Annotated in this window: 19 protein-coding genes and 1 tRNA gene; 14 read left to right on the top strand and 6 right to left on the bottom strand. The window is 67.3% G+C overall.

Going from position 1 to position 17,704, the window contains the following annotated elements; genetic code table 11:
* Nucleotides 1–178: 178 nt before the first annotated feature.
* The 4 genes from ACWDSI_RS01795 to ACWDSI_RS01780 are packed head-to-tail and all read left to right on the top strand — an operon-like array spanning nt 179 to nt 3,829.
* Nucleotides 179–823, top strand: a complete 645-nt coding sequence (locus tag ACWDSI_RS01795) for an ABC transporter permease (protein WP_449755482.1) — start codon at nt 179–181, stop codon at nt 821–823.
* Entirely contained in the window at nt 820–2,103 is a 1,284-nt protein-coding gene (locus ACWDSI_RS01790; protein WP_449748588.1) for an ABC transporter ATP-binding protein, read from the top strand. The genes ACWDSI_RS01795 and ACWDSI_RS01790 overlap by 4 nt, the downstream gene beginning before the upstream one ends.
* Nucleotides 2,100–2,837 (top strand): ABC transporter permease, encoded by a 738-nt coding sequence (locus ACWDSI_RS01785; protein ID WP_449748589.1) that lies wholly within the window; start codon nt 2,100–2,102, stop codon nt 2,835–2,837. The genes ACWDSI_RS01790 and ACWDSI_RS01785 overlap by 4 nt, the downstream gene beginning before the upstream one ends.
* Nucleotides 2,834–3,829: a glycine betaine ABC transporter substrate-binding protein gene (locus tag ACWDSI_RS01780; RefSeq protein WP_449755481.1), complete on the top strand. Its 996-nt coding sequence runs from the start codon at nt 2,834–2,836 to the stop codon at nt 3,827–3,829. The genes ACWDSI_RS01785 and ACWDSI_RS01780 overlap by 4 nt, the downstream gene beginning before the upstream one ends.
* A gap of 36 nt (nt 3,830–3,865) precedes the next feature.
* Here the strand turns inward: ACWDSI_RS01780 and ACWDSI_RS01775 are convergent, their stop codons facing one another.
* Nucleotides 3,866–4,558, bottom strand: coding sequence for a TetR/AcrR family transcriptional regulator (locus tag ACWDSI_RS01775; protein ID WP_449755480.1), 693 nt, complete (start codon nt 4,556–4,558; stop codon nt 3,866–3,868).
* 99 nt (nt 4,559–4,657) lie between these two features.
* Here ACWDSI_RS01775 and ACWDSI_RS01770 point away from each other — a divergent pair, with 99 nt between their 5' ends.
* A complete protein-coding gene (locus tag ACWDSI_RS01770; protein ID WP_449748592.1) occupies nt 4,658–6,175 on the top strand; it encodes a DHA2 family efflux MFS transporter permease subunit in 1,518 nt (505 codons plus the stop codon).
* Between the two features lie 141 nt (nt 6,176–6,316).
* Here ACWDSI_RS01770 and msrA read toward each other — a convergent pair whose 3' ends face one another.
* Together msrA and msrB are read right to left on the bottom strand one after the other, a co-directional pair.
* Nucleotides 6,317–6,874 carry a peptide-methionine (S)-S-oxide reductase MsrA gene (gene msrA / locus ACWDSI_RS01765; RefSeq protein ID WP_449748593.1) on the bottom strand — a complete coding sequence of 186 codons (558 nt, stop codon included), beginning with the start codon at nt 6,872–6,874 and terminating at the stop codon, nt 6,317–6,319.
* Nucleotides 6,871–7,359 (bottom strand): peptide-methionine (R)-S-oxide reductase MsrB, encoded by a 489-nt coding sequence (msrB, locus tag ACWDSI_RS01760; protein WP_449748594.1) that lies wholly within the window; start codon nt 7,357–7,359, stop codon nt 6,871–6,873. Before msrB ends, msrA begins: the two co-directional genes overlap by 4 nt.
* Nucleotides 7,360–7,483: 124 nt before the next feature.
* Here msrB and ACWDSI_RS01755 point away from each other — a divergent pair, with 124 nt between their 5' ends.
* Both ACWDSI_RS01755 and ACWDSI_RS01750 read left to right on the top strand, forming a co-directional pair.
* The gene (locus ACWDSI_RS01755) at nt 7,484–7,996 is read left to right on the top strand and encodes a GNAT family N-acetyltransferase (protein ID WP_449755479.1); all 513 of its coding nucleotides are present in this window, start codon (nt 7,484–7,486) and stop codon (nt 7,994–7,996) included.
* 55 nt (nt 7,997–8,051) lie between these two features.
* Nucleotides 8,052–8,399 (top strand): UBP-type zinc finger domain-containing protein, encoded by a 348-nt coding sequence (locus ACWDSI_RS01750; RefSeq protein WP_449755478.1) that lies wholly within the window; start codon nt 8,052–8,054, stop codon nt 8,397–8,399.
* A gap of 56 nt (nt 8,400–8,455) precedes the next feature.
* Here ACWDSI_RS01750 and ACWDSI_RS01745 read toward each other — a convergent pair.
* Together ACWDSI_RS01745 and fabG are read right to left on the bottom strand one after the other, a co-directional pair.
* Nucleotides 8,456–8,527, bottom strand: a tRNA-Gln gene (locus ACWDSI_RS01745).
* A gap of 158 nt (nt 8,528–8,685) precedes the next feature.
* Nucleotides 8,686–9,441, bottom strand: coding sequence for a 3-oxoacyl-ACP reductase FabG (gene fabG / locus ACWDSI_RS01740; protein ID WP_449745493.1), 756 nt, complete (start codon nt 9,439–9,441; stop codon nt 8,686–8,688).
* Nucleotides 9,442–9,625: 184 nt separating this feature from the next.
* On the opposite strand from fabG, the gene glmU reads away from it, so the two are divergent.
* From glmU to arsC, 4 genes are read left to right on the top strand one after another with little or no spacing between them, the layout of a single operon-like run.
* On the top strand, nt 9,626–11,104 hold the full coding sequence (gene glmU, locus ACWDSI_RS01735) for a bifunctional UDP-N-acetylglucosamine diphosphorylase/glucosamine-1-phosphate N-acetyltransferase GlmU (protein WP_449745494.1): 1,479 nt from the start codon (nt 9,626–9,628) through the stop codon (nt 11,102–11,104).
* 54 nt (nt 11,105–11,158) lie between these two features.
* Nucleotides 11,159–12,136, top strand: a complete 978-nt coding sequence (locus ACWDSI_RS01730) for a ribose-phosphate diphosphokinase (RefSeq protein WP_449745495.1) — start codon at nt 11,159–11,161, stop codon at nt 12,134–12,136.
* A 15-nt stretch (nt 12,137–12,151) separates the two neighbouring features.
* Entirely contained in the window at nt 12,152–13,360 is a 1,209-nt protein-coding gene (locus ACWDSI_RS01725; protein ID WP_449755477.1) for an MFS transporter, read from the top strand.
* 10 nt (nt 13,361–13,370) lie between these two features.
* Nucleotides 13,371–13,712: an arsenate reductase (glutaredoxin) gene (gene arsC / locus ACWDSI_RS01720; RefSeq protein WP_449755476.1), complete on the top strand. Its 342-nt coding sequence runs from the start codon at nt 13,371–13,373 to the stop codon at nt 13,710–13,712.
* A 57-nt stretch (nt 13,713–13,769) separates the two neighbouring features.
* Here arsC and ACWDSI_RS01715 read toward each other — a convergent pair whose 3' ends face one another.
* Nucleotides 13,770–14,207, bottom strand: coding sequence for a limonene-1,2-epoxide hydrolase family protein (locus ACWDSI_RS01715; RefSeq protein WP_449755475.1), 438 nt, complete (start codon nt 14,205–14,207; stop codon nt 13,770–13,772).
* Between the two features lie 238 nt (nt 14,208–14,445).
* Between ACWDSI_RS01715 and ACWDSI_RS01710 the strand changes: the two genes are divergently transcribed.
* From ACWDSI_RS01710 to ACWDSI_RS01700, 3 genes are all read left to right on the top strand, one after another.
* Nucleotides 14,446–15,069: a 50S ribosomal protein L25/general stress protein Ctc gene (locus ACWDSI_RS01710; protein ID WP_449745499.1), complete on the top strand. Its 624-nt coding sequence runs from the start codon at nt 14,446–14,448 to the stop codon at nt 15,067–15,069.
* Between the two features lie 33 nt (nt 15,070–15,102).
* Complete coding sequence (gene pth, locus ACWDSI_RS01705) at nt 15,103–15,669, top strand: aminoacyl-tRNA hydrolase (RefSeq protein ID WP_449755474.1); 567 nt, start codon at nt 15,103–15,105, stop codon at nt 15,667–15,669.
* A gap of 74 nt (nt 15,670–15,743) precedes the next feature.
* The gene (locus ACWDSI_RS01700) at nt 15,744–17,585 is read left to right on the top strand and encodes an SLC13 family permease (RefSeq protein WP_449755473.1); all 1,842 of its coding nucleotides are present in this window, start codon (nt 15,744–15,746) and stop codon (nt 17,583–17,585) included.
* Nucleotides 17,586–17,704: the final 119 nt, after the last annotated feature.

The raw sequence follows: 17,704 nt of genomic DNA, 5'->3' as shown, positions 1-17,704 counted from the left end.
GGTATCCGCCACCCGGCGTACCCGGGAGGATTTGCCTCACGTCGAGTCAAATCATGCAGGACGATCATCGATAGGGGTACGGTCGTTTGAGGTCCGTGTGCAAATCGGGCCCGAGCCGTCCACACATTGCCGTTGATGCGACACCGTTCGTAGGATGCGGCCACACCATGGAGACTGCGTGCAACTGTGGGATTACATTCAGCAACACGCTGAAAACCTGGCTTTCCTGACCTATCAGCACGCATCGCTGTCGTTCCAGACCGTCCTCGTCGGCACTGTCGTGGCGATCATCGTCGCCGCCGCGGTCTACCGGTTGCCGCTGGGGTCGGCGCTGACGCTCACCTCGAGCCGTGTGGCACTGACGATTCCGTCGTTGGCCCTGCTCGCGTTGCTGATCGTGCCGTTCGGACTCGGCGTGGTGCCGTCGTTCATCATGCTGGCCTTCTTCGCGGCGATGCCGGTGATCGGCAACGCCATCGTCGGCCTGCGGTCGGTACCCGCCGGCGTCGTCGAATCCGCCCGCGGCATAGGCCTTTCCCGCTGGCGCATCCTGCTCACCGTGGAACTGCCCATCGCGTGGCCGGTGATCCTCACCGGGATTCGCGTGTCCACCCAGATGATCGTGGGCGTGGCGGCCATCGTCGCCTACGTTCTCGGTCCCGGGCTGGGATCGCTGATCTTCAACGGACTTTCGCGACTCGGCGGTGCCAACGCCCTCGAGATGGCGCTCACCGGAACGATACTCATCGTTCTCATCGCGCTGGTCTTCGACGGCCTGCTCGTCCTCCTCGGCCGCCTCACGATCTCAAAAGGACTGCAATGACCGACGTAGCGAACACGCCGGCCTCCGGCGAATCCAGCAGTGGCCGCACGGTCACCGGCGCATCCATCCGACTCGACGGGGTGGTCAAACGGTTCCGCGGGCAGGAACGGCCGGCGGTGGAGCACCTCGACCTCGACATCGACGCGGGACACATCGTCGCGTTCGTGGGTCCCTCCGGCTGCGGCAAGACCACCACGTTGAAGATGATCAACCGGCTCATCGAACCCACCGAGGGCCGTATCTTCATCGACGACCGCGACGTGACCCGTGAGAACCCCGACAAGCTGCGGCAATCCATCGGGTACGTCATCCAGTCCGGCGGCCTGTTCCCACACTGGTCGGTCGCCAAGAACATCGGCGCCATCCCCCGGGTGCTGGGCTGGGACAAGAAGCGCATCGCCGAGCGCACCGACTACCTGCTCGACCTGGTGGGCCTGGACGCGGCCACCTTCGCCGACCGGCTGCCCAAGGACATGTCGGGTGGACAGGAGCAGCGGGTCGGGGTGGCACGCGCGCTGGCCGCCGACCCACCGGTACTGCTGATGGACGAGCCGTTCAGCGCGGTCGACCCGATCACCCGGGTCCGCTTGCAGGACAGCCTCATTGCCATTCAGCACGAACTCGGCAAGACGATCGTCGTCGTCACGCACGATTTCGAGGAGGCCACCAAGCTCGGCGACAAGGTACTGATCCTGTCCGAGGGCGGACACATCGAGCAGTACGCGACGCCGGACGAGATCCTGGCCAGCCCGGCGACACCGTTCGTCGAGGAGTTCATCGGATCGGGTGCCACGCTGGCGCAACTGACGCTGTCGAGGGTGCGCGACGTGGACCATCAGGAAGTGATCACCGCCCGTGTGGGCGAACCCGCCGGCGAGGTGATCGGCCGGGCGCGGGCGGCCGGGCACACCTGGATCGTGGTGGTGGACAACGAAGGTCGTCCGCGGGCGTGGCCCACGCTCGACGAGGTGGGCACCAAGCCGGAGATCTCCGATTTCCTCGATGCCCGGCTGCCCGTGGTGGCGCAGTCCTCGACACTCAACGACGCACTCGACACCATGCTCGCGGCCAGTCAGGGCGCCACCCTGGTGACCGACGGCCACGGCGCGGTGGTGGGCATGCTGAACATCGGTGCGGTGATGGACATCATCCGTGGCCAGTTGGCGCAGGTCCGCAGCGACGAACCCGATACGGGCTACGAGAGTCACGACGAGGGCACCGGCCCCATCGAGACGCCGATCGTCGCCGCCGACGACCCCGACGAGTCAGCCGGATCATGAAACAGCTTCGGCGGCTGCCGATCGACGTCTGGTTCGAACCGTTGGTCTTCATCGTGATCGGTGTCGGCTACTTCACCTGGTACGCCACCACCACGTTCACCGAGACCGAGCAGGCCTCGCTGGGCTGGGCCACGTTGCAGACCACCATTCTCGATCACATCAAGCTGACGTTGACGGCAACGGTGATCGTGATCGTCATCGCGATCCCGGCGGGTATCGCGCTGACACGTCCCTCGCTGCGCTGGCTGAATCCGATCGCGGTGAACATCGCGAACATCGGTCAGGCCGCGCCCGCGGTGGGTCTGCTGGTGCTGTTCACGTTCTGGCTGGGCACCGGATTCCGCACGGCGGTGGTCGGTCTCGTCGTCTATGCCATCCTGCCGATCCTGCAGAACACCATCATCGGACTCCGGCAGGTCGATCAGCGCACCATCGAGGCCTCGCGCGGCATCGGCTACTCCGCGGCCCGCACCCTGTTCCAGGTGGAGTTGCCGCTCGCGGTGCCGGTGATCCTCAACGGGGTGCGCACCGCGCTGGTGATCCTGGTGGGCACGGCGACACTGAGCACGTTCATCGGGGCCACCAGCCTGGGCACCCTGATCACCACCGGTGTCACGCTGTTCCTGCCGAAGCTACTGATTTCGGGTGCCATCCTGGTGGCCCTGCTCGCGATGATCATCGACTGGCTGGGTCGGGTCTTCGAGTTGGTCGCCACACCGCGGGGGGTGTCATGACCTCGGCACGCCGCAGAGCGCTGCTGTTCGTCGCGCTGCTGGTGGCCGGGGCGCTCGGCCTGGTCGGCTGCGGACTGGTCAGTTCGTCGGGCACCTTCAAGTCGGCGTCGCTGCCCGACGGCCAGACGCCGCTCGACGGCGCCAAGCTGACGGTGACGTCGAAGAGCTTCACCGAGGGGGTGATCCTGGGCAAGATCACCGCGACGTACCTGGCGGCCGCCGGCGCCGATGTCACCGACCTGACCGGTGCACCGGGTTCGGCGTCGTCGCGGCAGGCGCAACTCAACGGTGACGCCGACATCCTCTGGGAGTACACCGGCACCGGGTGGGTGAACTATCACGGCGAGACCGAGACGATCTCCGATCCGCAGGAACTCTGGCAGAAGGTCCACGACGTCGAACTGCAGGACAACAACCTGGTGTGGTTGCCGCCGGCGAACTTCAACGACACCTACGCGTTCGCGGCGTCCACGCCCACCGCGAAGCGGCTCAACGTGACCACCCTCTCCGACGTCGCGAAGCTGCCCGTCGCCGACCGCACGTTCTGTGTCGACGACGAGTTCTTCTCCCGCCCTGACGGTTTCAAGCCGATGCTGGAGAAGTACGGGATTCCGCTCGGCCAGCCCGGCGGGGTGCCGCTGGGCAACGTGACACGCATGGACGCCGGCGTGGTGTACACCTCGACGGCCAAGAGTTCGCCGTGCAACTTCGGCATGGTGTACACCACCGACGGCCGCATCAAGAACCTCGATCTCGTGGTGCTCACCGACGACAAGAAGTTCTTCCTGCCCTACAGCGGTACCGCCGTGGTGCGCAAAGAGATCATGGACCGCTATCCGCAGCTCAACGAGTTGCTGGGCACCATCTCGTCCCGTCTGACCGACAACGTGATGCAGGAACTCAACGGCCGCGTCGACATCGACGGCGAGGACCCGGCGCAGGTGGCCTACGACTGGCTGATCAGCGAGAAACTGATCGTCCCCCAGAAGTAGGTCCACCGGCAGCAGGTGCCGCAGAGGTAGGTGGCCTCACGATCCGGTGCCACCGCAGCGTCGACCGTGTTTGTACTGCTGGATGGCACGGATCTGCGCCTCGGTCAGCGGGGGCATGGTGAGCGCGAGCCGTTCCCCGCCGGAGCGGATCGAGTCGAGCAGCAACTCCAGGTAGCGGCGCCAGGTGCCCGGTGCGGTGGCCTGCGTGGTGTCCGCGACGGCGGAGATCATCGCGAAGATGGCGAAGAAGTCGGTGTCGGCGATGTCGGGCCGGATCACCTCGGCGGCATGCGCGCGGTCGAAGACACGTCGCATGAGTTCGGTGAGGCGCGATTTGATCGCCTCGATCTGGGGGTCGGTGTGGTCGATCTCGATCATGATCGCGGCGAGTCCGCGGTCTTCTGCGATCGCCGTGCATATCGTCGTCGCGCAGGTCACCAGCGTCGACCACGGGTCGAGATCGTCGAGCGCTTCGTCGTCGAGTTCGTCGAGTACATCCTCGAGGTGCTGCGCGAAGATGCCGACGATGAGCTGATCGCGGTTGGCGAAACGCCGGTACACCGTGCCCACGCCCACTCCGGCGGCGTCGGCGACGTCGTCGAGGGAGACCTCGAGGCCGCGTTCGGCGAACAGTCTGCGGGCGGCTGCGATGATCCGCAGTCGGTTGCGTTCGGCGTCTGCGCGCAGACGCCTGCTGGTTCCGGTCGCGCCCCCAGCTTGTGTGGTCATCGTCACATTCTCTCAACCGGAGGAATCATCTCCGGATAGCTGCCGTTGTCCTCTTGGTAAACGGAGGGATTGTCTCCACTATTCCGACCTGGAGGACTGATGACCACAACTTACGACATCACCGACGCTTCGTCGGCCGATGACGAGTCCCGGGCGTCACGACATCACCGCATGCGGTGGTGGGTGCTGGCTGTGCTCGGACTCGCCCAGCTGATGGTGGTGCTCGACGCCACCATCGTGAACATCGCGTTGCCGCACGCCCAAACGTCCCTCGGCTTCGACGACGCCGACCGCCAGTGGATCGTCACCGCCTACTCGCTGGCCTTCGGCAGTCTGCTGCTCCTCGGCGGCCGGCTCTCCGATCTCCTCGGCCGGCGGACCACGTTCATCATCGGGCTGGTGGGTTTCGCGGTGATGTCGGCGATCGGTGGTGCCGCGGTGAACTTCGAGATGCTGGTGGCGGCGCGCGCCGGTCAGGGCGTCTTCGGTGCGCTGCTCGCACCGGCCGCGCTCTCGCTGCTGACCACAACCTTCACCGACCCGTCCGAACGCGGTAAGGCATTCGGCATCTTCGGCGCCATCGCCGGCGGTGGCGGCGCCCTGGGGCTGCTGCTCGGCGGCATGCTGACCGAGTGGGCCGACTGGCGCTGGTGCCTCTACGTCAACCTGGTGATCGCGGCGATCGCGCTGGTCGGCGCGGTGTTGCTGATCGGGCCGCACAAGTCGGAGACCAGCCCGAAGCTCGATATCCCGGGCGTGGTCACCGTCTCGACGGCACTGTTCTCGATCGTCTACGGCTTCTCAAACGCGGAGACCAACGGCTGGCTCGATTGGGCCACGCTGACCTGGCTGGCCGTGGGTGCGGTGCTGCTCGCGGTGTTCGTCTGGTGGCAGTCGCGGACCGAACACGCGCTGCTGCCGCTGCGCGTGATCCTGGACCGCACCCGCGGCGGGTCGTACCTGGCCGTGTTCATCGTCGGTGTGGGCATGTTCGGCATCTTCTTGTTCCTCACCTACTACCTGCAGCAGAACCTCCAGTTCAGCCCGATCCGAACCGGATTGGCATTCCTGCCGATGATCGCCATGCTGATCGTCACGGCCACCACCTCCACCGGGGTGCTGTTGCCGCGCTTCGGTCCGCGCTGGCTGATGTCGGGTGGGCTGCTGATCGCCGCGGGCGGCATGGTGCTGCTCACCCAGCTCACCGAGACCAGCACCTACGCCCCGCACATCCTGCCGGCGCTGCTGGTGATGGGTCTGGGACTCGGCATGTCGATGGCCCCGGCCATGCAGGGCGCGGTGTCGGGCGTGTCGCACGAGGACGCCGGAGTCGCGTCGGCGACGGTGAACACGATGCAGCAGGTCGGCGGCTCGGTGGGTACCGCGCTGCTCAGCACGATCGCGGCCAGCGCGGCCACGTCGTACGTCACGAGTCACGCCGCGCAGGCGACGAATCCGATGATGTTGCAGCAATTGGCGGCGGTGCATTCCTACACGACGGCCTTCTGGGTCGCGGCCGCGGTGTTCGCCGCCGGCAGTGTGATCACCGCGCTGGTGGTCCGCGGCGGCAAACTCCCGGCCACCGAGGGTGAGGAGAACCTCGCGCTGGTGCACTGACACCCGTCGACGATTCGCACGAGAAAGGCCCGGCCGCTGAGTGATTCAGCGGTCGGGCCTTTTGTGTGCCGTCAGGCGTTTGCGGTCGACCCGCGCGCGGTCAGAGCTCTGGGGGTCAGCGCGCGGGCCGAGCTCTCGCGGTCAGCGGGTGGCTGCCTCGTCGCGGCGCGGCAGCACCCAGTTCGGGCGCGGGAAGTGGCAGGTGTAGCCACTGGGGTAGCGCAGCAGGTAATCCTGATGCTCGGGCTCGGCCTCCCAGAACGGGCCGGCCGGCTCGATGGTGGTCACCGCGTTCCCCGGCCACAGGCCCGAGGCGTCGACGTCGGCGATCGTGTCCCGCGCGACCTGCTCCTGCTCTTCGGTCAACGGGAAGATCGTCGAGCGGTAGCTGCTGCCGATGTCGTTGCCCTGACGGTTCTTCGTCGTCGGATCGTGGATCTGGAAGAAGAACGCCAGGATGTCGCGGTAGGTGGTGACGGTGGGGTCGAAGACGATCTCCACCGCCTCCGCGTGACCGGGGTGGTTGCGGTAGGTGGCGTGATCGTTGGAGCCGCCGGTGTAGCCGACTCGGGTCGAGATGACGCCGGGCTGTCGACGGATCAGATCCTCGACGCCCCAGAAGCATCCGCCCGCAAGCACTGCGGTCTCGGTGCCCGGTGTGCGGGTGATGTGTCCGTCGTCGTGGGTTCCGCTGGTCATGATGCGTTCTCCTCGCTGTGGTCGGTGGTGGTGTCGGTGGTGTTCTCGAACAGGCTGCGGAACTGCCCGTAGCCCTGCTCCTCGAGTTCACCGGCCGGAATGAACCGCAGTGCCGCCGAATTCATGCAGTAGCGCAGTCCGCCGTCGGCGCGCGGGCCGTCGGTGAAGACGTGCCCGAGGTGGCTGTCGGCGTATGCGGAGCGCACCTCGGTGCGCGACATGAACAACGTGCGGTCGGTGCGGGTCGAGACCGCGTCGCCGGTGATCGGTCGGGTGAAGCTGGGCCAGCCGGTGCCGCTGTCGTACTTGTCGGTGGACGCGAACAGCGGCTCACCCGAGACGACGTCGACGTAGATACCTGGCTCGTGGTTGTCCCAGTACTCGTTGCGGAAGGCCGGCTCGGTGCCGTCCTGCTGGGTCACGCGGTACTGGTCGGCGCTGAGCTTGCTCAACGCCTCGGGGGTCTTGCGATAGTCGTGGGACATCAATTCTCCTCTCCGGGCCACCGCTGGCTGCGGTGTCATCAGGAAGAACAGCATCGGGTGCGGTTTTGGTCCCAGACCGAGAAATCGCTTGAAATGCCGGACCGATAGCGCCATCGTCGGATGCGTGCACACTCCCGACGGCCTACTGATCCGCGACGAGTCGCCCGAGGACGCCGAGGCGATCCGGGAGGTGACGGGAGCGGCGTTCGAGCTCAACCCGTACTCCGACGGCAGCGAGCCGGCGATCATCGATGCACTCCGCAACGCGGGCGCGCTGTCGATCTCGATGGTGGCCGTCGTCGGCGACGATCTGGTCGGCCATATCGCGTTCAGTCCGGTGACCATCGACGGCCGCGATCTGGGTTGGTTCGGCGGCGGGCCGTTGTCGGTGACTCCGACCTTCCATGGCCGCGGCATCGGAAGTGCGCTCGTTCGGTCCGGTCTGGCCCGATTGGAAGAAATCGGTGCTGCCGGTTGCGTATTGGTCGGCGACACCGACTACTACCGACGCTTCGGATTCGAGCGTTCGTCGACACTGCGGTACCCGGCGGCCGACGACCACTTCATGGCGTTGACGTTGCGCGAGCCGACACCGTCCGGGGAGGTCGCTTTTCACCCCGCGTTCGGTGATGGGTAGGCGTAGACGGCCTGTGACCCGTCACGCCGATACGATTCGCGCGTAGCGTCGGGTCATGGCAGAAGAATCGCTCGATCCCAGCGTTGCCCCGTCCGGTCAAGGTTGCGTCGAATGCCTTGCCTCCGATTCCGGATGGTGGTTTCACCTGCGGCGCTGTGCCGCGTGCGGCCACATCGGCTGCTGCGACAGCTCGCCGGCCCAGCACGCCTCGCATCACGCCGCCGACACCGGCCACCCCTACATCCAGAGCTTCGAGCCGGGCGAGGACTGGTTTTGGGACTACACGTCGAATCAGTTTGCGGAGGGGCCTGAGCTGGCCCCGCCGACGAGCCATCCGGTCGACCAGCCGATCCCGGCACCGGCCGACCGGATTCCGCCGAACTGGCAGGAACTTCTGAACTGATCGGGCGCGGTTCCGATTCCGTGGTCGGCGCGTCCCGGCGGGCTTCTGCTTGCTTGCTCCCCCACCAGGACTCGAACCTGGAATGCCTGAACCAAAATCAGAAGTGTTGCCGATTACACCATGGGGGACTACTGCGGAGACGATTGTGCCACAGGGCGGCCGGACCGCACCGGGGTGGCGACCGCAGCGATGTCCGACGGTAAACGCGGGTCGAATCGGTAAACGCGGGTGGTAGAGCCGCCGCGTCTACCAACTCGACCCGCGTTTACGGCCAGTCAGGCCGACCTCAGTCCTTCGGACCGCCGGCCACGTAGACCACCTGACCCGACACGAACCCGGCGCCCTCGCTGATGAAGAACGACGCGGTGTGCGCGATGTCCTCGGGCCTGCCGGTCCGGTTCACCGGGATCTGCGACGCGGCGGCCTTCTTGAAGTCCTCGAACGGCACGCCCACCCGGGCGGCGGTGGCCGCGGTCATGTCGGTCTCGATGAAACCAGGGGCGATCGCATTGGCGGTGACCCCGAACCTGCCGAGTTCGATGGCCAGGGTCTTGGTGAAGCCCTGCATGCCGGCCTTGGCCGCCGAGTAGTTCGCCTGCCCCCGGTTGCCCAGCGCCGACGTCGACGACAGGTTCACGATGCGCCCCCACCCGGCGTCCACCATGTGCTTCTGGCAGGCGCGGCTCATCAGGAACGCACCCCGCAGGTGCACTCCCATCACCGCGTTCCAGTCGTCCACCGACATCTTGAACAGCAGGTTGTCGCGCAGGATGCCCGCGTTGTTCACGAGCACAGTCGGCGCACCCAGTTCCGCGGCGACCTTGTCGACCGCGGCGTTCACCGACGCCTCGTCGGACACGTCGGCCCCCACCGCGATGGCCTTGCCACCGGACTCGTGGATTGCCTTCGCGGTGTCGGCGGCAGCCTCTTCGGTGATGTCGAGGACGGCCACGGCCAGTCCGTCGTCGGCGAGCCGCTTGGCGATGGCCGCGCCGATGCCGCGGCCCGATCCGGTGACGATTGCTGTCTTCTGGGTGCTCATCGAACTTCCTTCGTTGGTGCGTCCTGATGTGTGGCAGTCACCTTGGTTTCTATCAGGTGCCCATCGCGGAGGGCAGCGCGGCCGGTGACGGCGGCCACTGCGTAGGATCGGGCGCATTGCCGCGCAGGTTACGAGGCATCACCACCCGACGAACCGGATACCACCGCAGATACCGGGAGAGCACATGGCCACACAGTCCGATCAGGTCACCGCGGTGATCGTGCTTGCCGCCGGGGCGGGCACCCGAATGAAATCCAAGACGCCGAAAGTGCTGCACCGCATCGCCGGCCGTTCGCTCGTCGGTCACGTACTGCACGGCGCCGCGAGCTTCGGGCCGTCGGAGGTGGTCGCCGTGGTGAGCCACGAGGGTGAGCGGGTCTCCGACGCGATCGACGAGGTGGCGTCGGTGCTCGAGCTGCCCTACACCGTCGCCTGGCAGGACACCCCGCGCGGCACCGGCGACGCCGCCAGGGTCGGATTGGCGGCGCTGCCGGCAACGTTCGACGGCACCGTGATCGTGACCGCCGCCGACGTGCCACTACTCGACGTCACCGTGCTGCGCGGACTCGTCGACACGCACATCGCCGACGGCGGTGCCGCGGTCACCCTGACCAGTTTCATCGCCGACGAACCGACCGGCTACGGCCGGATCATCCGCACCAACGACGGATCGGTGCAGGCGATCGTCGAAGAGAAGGACGCGACCCCGGCCCAGCGTCCGATCACCGAGGTCAACGCGGGTGTCTACGCCTTCGACGCCGCCGCCCTGCGGACCGCACTCGACAAACTCTCCACGGACAACGCGCAGGGCGAGTTCTATCTGACCGACGTCGTCGAGATCGCCCGCGACGCGGGCCACGCCGTTCGCGCCTTCACCGTCGACGACCCGATGCTGGTGGCCGGCTGCAACGACCGCGTCCAGCTCGCCGACCTCGGCGCCGAACTCAACCGCCGCATCATCCGCCGCCACCAGCTCGCCGGCGTCACCGTCGTCGACCCGTCGAGCACCTGGATCGACGTGGACGTCGAGATCGAGGCGGACGTGCACATCGACCCGGGTACCCAGCTGCACGGGCACACCCACATCGGTGCGGACGCGGTGATCGGCCCCGACACCACGCTGACCGACGTGGTGGTGCGACGCGGCGCCACGGTGATCCGCACCCACGGCTCCGACGCAGTGATCGGCCCCGACGCCACCGTCGGCCCCTTCGCCTACCTACGCCCGGGCACCCGCCTGGGCGCGCACGGCAAGATCGGCACCTTCGTGGAAACCAAGAACGCGATGATCGGCGATCACAGCAAGGTGCCGCACCTGACCTACGTCGGGGACGCGGTGATCGGCGAGGAATCCAACATCGGCGCGTCGAGCGTGTTCGTGAATTACGACGGGGTGAACAAACACCAAACGGTGATCGGATCGCACTGCCGGACCGGATCGGACAACATGTTCGTCGCTCCGGTACAGGTCGGTGACGGCGCGTATACCGGGGCAGGTACGGTCGTGCGGGAAGACATCCCGCCCGGCGCCCTCGCGGTGTCGGCGGGAACACAACGGAATATCGAGGGTTGGGTGGTCCGAAAGCGTCCGGACACCGCGGCGGCGCGCGCGGCGGTTGCTGCCGGCGCCGACGAGCCCCGACCCACGCAGCCCGGCGTCTGACCAGCCCGGCGTCTCACGACGCCCTCCCCGGCCCGATCGAGTAGAAGAGTTCCAATGACCTGGACGACCGACAACCAGAAGAACCTGATGCTGTTCTCGGGGCGCGCACACCCCGACCTCGCGCAGGCCGTCGCCGACGAGCTCGGTGTCAAGGTGACGCCGCAGACCGCCCGCGACTTCGCCAACGGCGAGATCTTCGTCCGCTACGAGGAGTCGGTGCGCGGGTCGGACGCATTCGTGATCCAGAGCTGCCCGAAGCCGCTGAACAAGTGGGTCATGGAGTCGCTCATCATGATCGACGCCCTCAAGCGCGGTTCGGCGAAACGCATCAGCGTGGTGCTCCCCTTCTACCCGTATGCACGCCAGGACAAGAAGGCCCGCGGCCGTGAGCCCATCTCGGCCCGCCTCATCGCCGATCTGATGAAGGCCGCCGGCGCCGACCGCATCATCTCGGTGGACCTGCACACCGACCAGATCCAGGGATTCTTCGACGGCCCCGTCGACCACATGCACGCCCAGGGGCAGCTCTCGGAGTACGTGCGCGGCAAATACGGCATCGACAACCTGGTGGTTGTCTCCCCTGATTCCGGCCGGGTGCGTGTGGCGGAGAAGTGGTCGGATGCCCTCGGTGGCGCACCGGTCGCGTTCATCCACAAGACCCGCGACCCGATGGTCGCCAACCAGATCGTCGCGCACCGCGTGGTCGGCGAGGTGGTGGGCAAAACCTGTGTGGTGATCGACGACATGATCGACACCGGCGGCACCATCGTCGGCGCGGTCAGCAAGCTCAAGGAAGCCGGCGCCGGAGACGTCATCATCGCCACCACCCACGCCGTGTTCTCCGACCCGGCCGCCGAACGCCTGGCGAACTCGGAGGCCGACGAAGTGATCGTCACCGACACGCTGCCGATCCCCGAGGAGAAGCGTTTCGACAAGCTCACCGTGCTGTCGATCGCCCCGCTGCTCGCCCAGACCATCCGCGAGGTTTTCGAAAACGGCTCGGTGACAAGCCTTTTCGACGGCATCGCGTAACCGCCGGGAGAGGCGATGCCGGCCACCGCCGGCCGGCGCGACTGGGCGGCGGTGATCTCGCTGGGCCTCGGTGTGTTCACCCTCACCACCACCGAGATCATGCCGATCGGGCTGTTGCGGCCCATGGCCACCGACCTGGGCGTGTCCGAGGGCCTGATCGGATTGACGGTCACCTTCTTCGCGTTCGTGGCCGCGATCAGCGCGCCCACCCTCGCCTCGGCGACACGACGGCTCGACCGGCGGCCGGTCCTGCTGGCCGTGATGGCCTCATTCGTGATCGGCAACGCCCTCACCGCAGTGACCGTCGGCTATCCGATGCTGGTGGTGGTGCGCATGGTGATCGGGGTGGCACTCGGCCTGATGTGGGCGATCGTCGCCGCCACCGCGGTGCGTCTGGTGCCGCCGGCATCCGCCGTCCGGGCCACGACGATCGCGTTCTCCGGCGTCTCGCTGGCATCGGTGCTGGGCCTCCCGGTGGGCACCCTGGTGGGACAGTTGCTGGGGTGGCGCGCGTCGTACTGGGCGCTGGCCGCGCTCAGCGCGGTCACGCTGACGGCCCTGGCCGTGTTCCTACGCCCGGTGCCCGCCGACACCGGCACCATCGGCCTGCGTGGCCTTCCGGGACTCCTGCGAATGCGCGACCTGCGGATCACCCTGATGGTCACCGCACTCGTCATCACCGGCGCCTACGCCGCCTACACCTACGTGACGCCACTGGTCGTGGAGGTGATCGGCGTCGACCCCCACCTGGTGAGCGTGGTGCTGCTGGTGATGGGCGCGGCCGGGGTGGCCGGAAACTTCGGCGCGGGCGCCTTCCTCGCCCGGACCCCGTCGGTGCGTCGGTCGCTGTCCACGCTGGTCGCGTTGATCGCCGGTGCACTGCTGTTGACGCTCGCCACACTCCAGTGGCTCCCCGCGGCGCTGGTGGCGCTGGTCATCTGGGCGGTGGGATATGCCGCGATCCCCATCGGACTGCAGACCTCCGTGTTCCGGGTGGCACCGGCCTTCCGGGAGTCGGCGACAACCCTGTACTCGACGACGTTCAACCTGTCGATCGGTGTCGGCGCGCTCGTGGGCGCCGTGGCCATCGAACGCGCAGGACCGATGGCCCCGGCGGTGGTCGGGGCCGTGTGCGCGGTGGCCGCACTGGCCGTGGCGCTCACGCTGCCCGCACGGTCCCAGCCCCCCGACGAGTCGACTCTGGTACCACCGGCATCGGGGTAGTGTTCCCGGCATGCAGGTGACGATCTACCACAATCCCCGATGCTCCACCTCCCGCAACGCCTTGCATCGGCTCCGCGACGCCGGGATCGAGCCGACGGTGGTCAAGTACCTCGACGTCCCCTACACCCGCCCGCAACTCGAACGGCTCATCGCCGACGCCGGACTCACCATCCGCCAGGCGGCCCGCAAGCGTGAGGCGCTCTACAAGGAACTCGACCTCGACTCACTGCCCGAGGACAAGTTGCTCGCCGAGATGGTGGCGCATCCGATCCTCGTCGAGCGTCCGTTCGTGGTGACCGAGAAGGGCACACGGCTGGCCCGTCCCATCGAGAAAATCGACGAGATCCTGTGATGCCGATCAGGCTGTGATGCGGGTCAGGCTGTGATGCGGGTCAGGCTGTGATGCGGGTCAAGCCAGGGTGATGCGCTCCGGCAACGGTTGCACCACCGGGAGCAGCACACCGACGACGGCGCGCACGGCCGCCTTGGCGCAGTCGAAGAAGTCGAAGTAGTCGCGCCACACCGTGATCCGAGCGTCGGCCACCTCGAACCGTCCGCACACCCAGAACTGCAGAATGAAACGGCCCCAACGGATCTCGTCAATGCGTTCGGTGAGCACCACCGAGTCGTCGACGGCGATGTTGACCATGCGGTAGTTGAAACCGATCGGCGACGAATCCATCCGCCCGAACAGGCCTGCGACTCGACGTTTACCGCGAATGGTCGGGAACCCGACGTTGGTGTAGACGAGGTCGTCGGCGACATCGACCATCGCGGCGGCCGAATCGCCGCGGGCGAGGGCGTCGAGGAATCCGGTGACGATCCGGTCGGGGGTGCGCGAGGTCATGGCGCCAGTATGCCCGGCCGGCCCGGCAGCGATGTGACTTCGCCGCAGACCATCGGCTATCATGGTCGGGTTGTCTCGGCGAGGGTGAGCAATCACCGTGATCGGCGCGGCCATCGCACTTCTCCTCGCGGGTGTCTCATCCCCGCAGGTGGTGGTGGATGTGTGCGCGGCTCGTCGCGCACATCGAACACCGACCATCCGGCCCCGTCGCACCGGGCCGCACCAGAAGGAGACCTTCATGGCCACCGAGACCGCCACCCTGGCCGTCACCACCCGCACCGAAAAGGGCAAGGGCGCCGCGCGCCGCGCCCGCCGCGAGGGCAAGGTGCCCGCCGTGCTCTACGGCCACGGCACCGATCCGCAGCACCTCAACCTGCCAGCCCGGGAACTGGCCGCCATCCTGCGCAACAGCGGCGTGAACTCCGTCATCGACCTCGACATCGAGGGCACCAGCCAGCTCGCACTGACCAAGCAGGTCGACGTGCACCCGATCCGCAACTACATCGAGCACGTCGATCTGCTCGTCATCAAGCGCGGCGAGAAGGTGACCGTCGAGGTCACCATCGTGATCGAGGGCGACGCCGCCCCGGGCACCCTGGTGATGCAGGACGCCAACACCGTCGAGATCGAGGCCGACGCGCTGTCGATCCCCGAGCAGATCGTCGTCGACGTGGAGGGCAAGGAAGCCAACACCTCCATCCACGCGTCCGACCTCGTCCTGCCCGAGGGTGTCGAACTCGTCACCGACCCCGAGGTGCTGATCGTCGCGGTCAACGAGGCGCCGAGTGCCGCCGACCTCGAGGAGGAGGCCGTCGAGGCAGGCGCCGAGGTGCCGTCGGAGGCCTCTGAGGAGTCCGAGTAATCACCACCTCCACATTTCCCGTGGTGACAGTCAGTGAAACTCATCGTCGGACTGGGTAATCCCGGACCGAAATACGAGCGGACCCGCCACAACATCGGCGCGATGGTCGCCGATCATCTCGTCAGCGCGGCCGGCGAACGGTGGAAGGTACACAAGCGCTCCGGCGCCGAGGTGGCACCGATCACCGTCGCCGGCCGTTCGGCGCTGGTGGCCCGGGCGCGCACGTACATGAACGACACCGGCCGCCAGATCGGCCCGCTGGCCAAGTTCTACTCCATCGGGCCCGACGACATGATCGTCCTGCACGACGAACTCGACATCGACTTCGGGCTCGTACGGCTCAAGTCCGGGGGCGGCGAGGGCGGCCACAACGGACTGCGCTCACTCAGTCAGGCCATCGGCACCCGCGACTACCTGCGGGTACGGCTCGGTATCGGCCGCCCCCCGGGACGGCAGGACCCCGCCGACTACGTGCTCAAACCGTTCCCGGCGTCGGCGAGAACCGAGGTCGACCTGCTCATCGGGCGCGGCGCCGACGCGGTGGACCTGCTCGTCTCGTCGGGACTCGAGGCCGCCCAGAACGTGGTGCACACGTGGTGACCGCGACGGGCTGTGCTCCTTATGGAGGTCGTCGTCTCGCTGCGCCGAGGTGATCTCGGTGCGAGACTGATCGGGTGTCGGACGCCGCGCTGAGCCTCACGGTGCTCGGTGTGACCGTTGCGCTGTTCGTGTGGAACCGGCTGCCGGTAGGACTGGTGGCCGTCGGGTCCGCCCTGGCGCTCTACTTCCTGGGCCTCATCGACGTCGCCGGCATCACCACCGGACTCGGCCAGAACGTCATCGCCTTCATCGCCGCACTCTTCGTGGTCAGCGAAGGCCTGGAGGCATCCGGCATCACCGCCTGGATCGGCAAGCTGCTGGGCCGGATGGCCGGTACCAGCGCGTTGCGGGTGGTGCTCACGATCTGTGTGCTCGCGGCGATCCTCAGCGCGTTGATCACGATCAACGGTGCCGCGGCGGCGCTCGTCCCGGTGGCCGTGTCGGTGGCGCGGCAGGCGGGTCTGTTGCCGTCGAGGGTGCTGATGCCGTTGGCGTACGCGGCCAGCGCCGGGTCGCTGCTGACCTTGAGCGGAAGCCCGGTCAACGTGATCGTCGACGAGGCCGCCCGCGAATCCGGTTCGGGTTTCGGCTATTTCGGGTTCGCGCTGATCGGCGTGCCGTTGGTGCTGGTGACCCTCGCGGTCGTCGCGGCCCTCGGCGACCGGCTCGTCCCCCAACGCGAGTCGCTGTCGTTGCCCGCCGATTTCAGCGACTACCTCGCCGACGTCCTCGACCACTATCAGCTGTCGGGACTCGCCGACACCGATACGAGGATCTTCCGGCTGCACGTCGAACCGGGCTCCGACCTCGTCGGCCGTGTGATCCGCAAGGCCCTCACGCCTGACGACGCGGTGACCGTCGTCGGCAGTCAGTCGGGAACCAACGGCCAGGTGGTGGACTCGGGCCACCAGCTCCAGGAGGGCGACGTCGTGGTGGTGTCGGGCACGTCGGCGGCCGTGGAGGGCTACGCGCGCACACACGACCTGACCGTCGAAGATGTCGTCGGGCGACGTGAGAGCAAATCGCAGCGCCGACAGTTGATCGACCGCGACAGCGGGGTCAGCGAGGTGGTGATCGCGCCGCGTTCGCAGTGGGTCGGGACCAAAGCGTTCCCGGGGATGGTGCGCGGCGACGACGGACTGCTCGTCCTCTCGATCCACCGGCGCAACAGTGACGTGGGCGCCCACGCGGTGGATCTGCAGGAGGGCGACACCCTGCTCATGCACGGCACCTGGCAGGCGGTCGACGCACTGTCGGGCAGCCAGGGGGTGCTCAAGGTGGCCTCCACCGAACAGGTTCGCCGGCAGACCGTGCCGTTGGGTCACACCGCTCCGCGCGCCGCGATCATCCTGGTCGCCATGATCGTGCTGCTGTCCACCGGCGCGGTGCCGGCGGTGGTGGCCGGTCTTCTCGCCGCCTGCGCGATGGTGCTGTTCAAGGTGGTCACCGTGGAGCAGACCTACCGGGCGATCCCGTGGCCCACCCTGGTGCTGATCGCGGGGCTCATCCCGATGTCGGATGCGATCACCTCCAGCGGCGGCGCCGACCTCATCGCCCGGCCGATCGTCGACCTGGTGCAGGATCAGAGCCCGTATGTGCTGTTGATCGCCCTGTTCGTGCTCACCGCCACCCTGGGACAGTTCATCAGCAACGCCGCGACGGTCCTCATCGTCATCCCGATCGCACTGGTCGCGGCCGCCGACGTGGGTGTCGCCGCGCAACCGATCCTGATGCTGGTGTGCGTGGCCGGTGGGGCGTCACTGCTCACCCCCATCGCCACGCCGGCGAACATGATCGTGATGAATCCGGGCGGCTACCGTTTCGGTGACTACTGGAGACTCGGCGCGGTTCTGATGGTCTGCTGGCTGCTGATCGCCGTGCTCCTGATCCCGGTCTTCTGGCCGCTGTCCGGTTGAGCACCGGTTGATCGTCGCACCGGCACCGCACGCCTGGCCGTTCGCGCGTGACGGTTTCCTTCCCGCGCATGCAATCGCATGCGCGGGAAGGAAACCGCGCAGCGGGATCGTCGTCCCGA

The organism is Gordonia sp. NPDC003429, assembly GCF_053588575.1.
This window is presented reverse-complemented; position numbering and strand designations above follow the sequence as displayed.

Bases quoted from the DNA above. Each gene is read 5' to 3' on its own strand.
- ACWDSI_RS01725 (WP_449755477.1), top strand. From the start codon at position 12,152: ATGCCGGCCACCGCCGGCCGGCGCGACTGGGCGGCGGTGATCTCGCTG.
- msrB (WP_449748594.1), bottom strand. From the start codon at position 7,359: ATGTCCCACGACTATCGCAAGACCCCCGAGGCGTTGAGCAAGCTCAGC.
- ACWDSI_RS01780 (WP_449755481.1), top strand. From the start codon at position 2,834: ATGACCTCGGCACGCCGCAGAGCGCTGCTGTTCGTCGCGCTGCTGGTG.
- arsC (WP_449755476.1), top strand. From the start codon at position 13,371: ATGCAGGTGACGATCTACCACAATCCCCGATGCTCCACCTCCCGCAAC.
- glmU (WP_449745494.1), top strand. From the start codon at position 9,626: ATGGCCACACAGTCCGATCAGGTCACCGCGGTGATCGTGCTTGCCGCC.
- ACWDSI_RS01750 (WP_449755478.1), top strand. From the start codon at position 8,052: ATGGCAGAAGAATCGCTCGATCCCAGCGTTGCCCCGTCCGGTCAAGGT.
- ACWDSI_RS01775 (WP_449755480.1), bottom strand. From the start codon at position 4,558: ATGACCACACAAGCTGGGGGCGCGACCGGAACCAGCAGGCGTCTGCGC.
- fabG (WP_449745493.1), bottom strand. From the start codon at position 9,441: ATGAGCACCCAGAAGACAGCAATCGTCACCGGATCGGGCCGCGGCATC.
- ACWDSI_RS01715 (WP_449755475.1), bottom strand. From the start codon at position 14,207: ATGACCTCGCGCACCCCCGACCGGATCGTCACCGGATTCCTCGACGCC.
- ACWDSI_RS01770 (WP_449748592.1), top strand. From the start codon at position 4,658: ATGACCACAACTTACGACATCACCGACGCTTCGTCGGCCGATGACGAG.
- msrA (WP_449748593.1), bottom strand. From the start codon at position 6,874: ATGACCAGCGGAACCCACGACGACGGACACATCACCCGCACACCGGGC.
- ACWDSI_RS01730 (WP_449745495.1), top strand. From the start codon at position 11,159: ATGACCTGGACGACCGACAACCAGAAGAACCTGATGCTGTTCTCGGGG.
- ACWDSI_RS01710 (WP_449745499.1), top strand. From the start codon at position 14,446: ATGGCCACCGAGACCGCCACCCTGGCCGTCACCACCCGCACCGAAAAG.
- ACWDSI_RS01785 (WP_449748589.1), top strand. From the start codon at position 2,100: ATGAAACAGCTTCGGCGGCTGCCGATCGACGTCTGGTTCGAACCGTTG.
- ACWDSI_RS01790 (WP_449748588.1), top strand. From the start codon at position 820: ATGACCGACGTAGCGAACACGCCGGCCTCCGGCGAATCCAGCAGTGGC.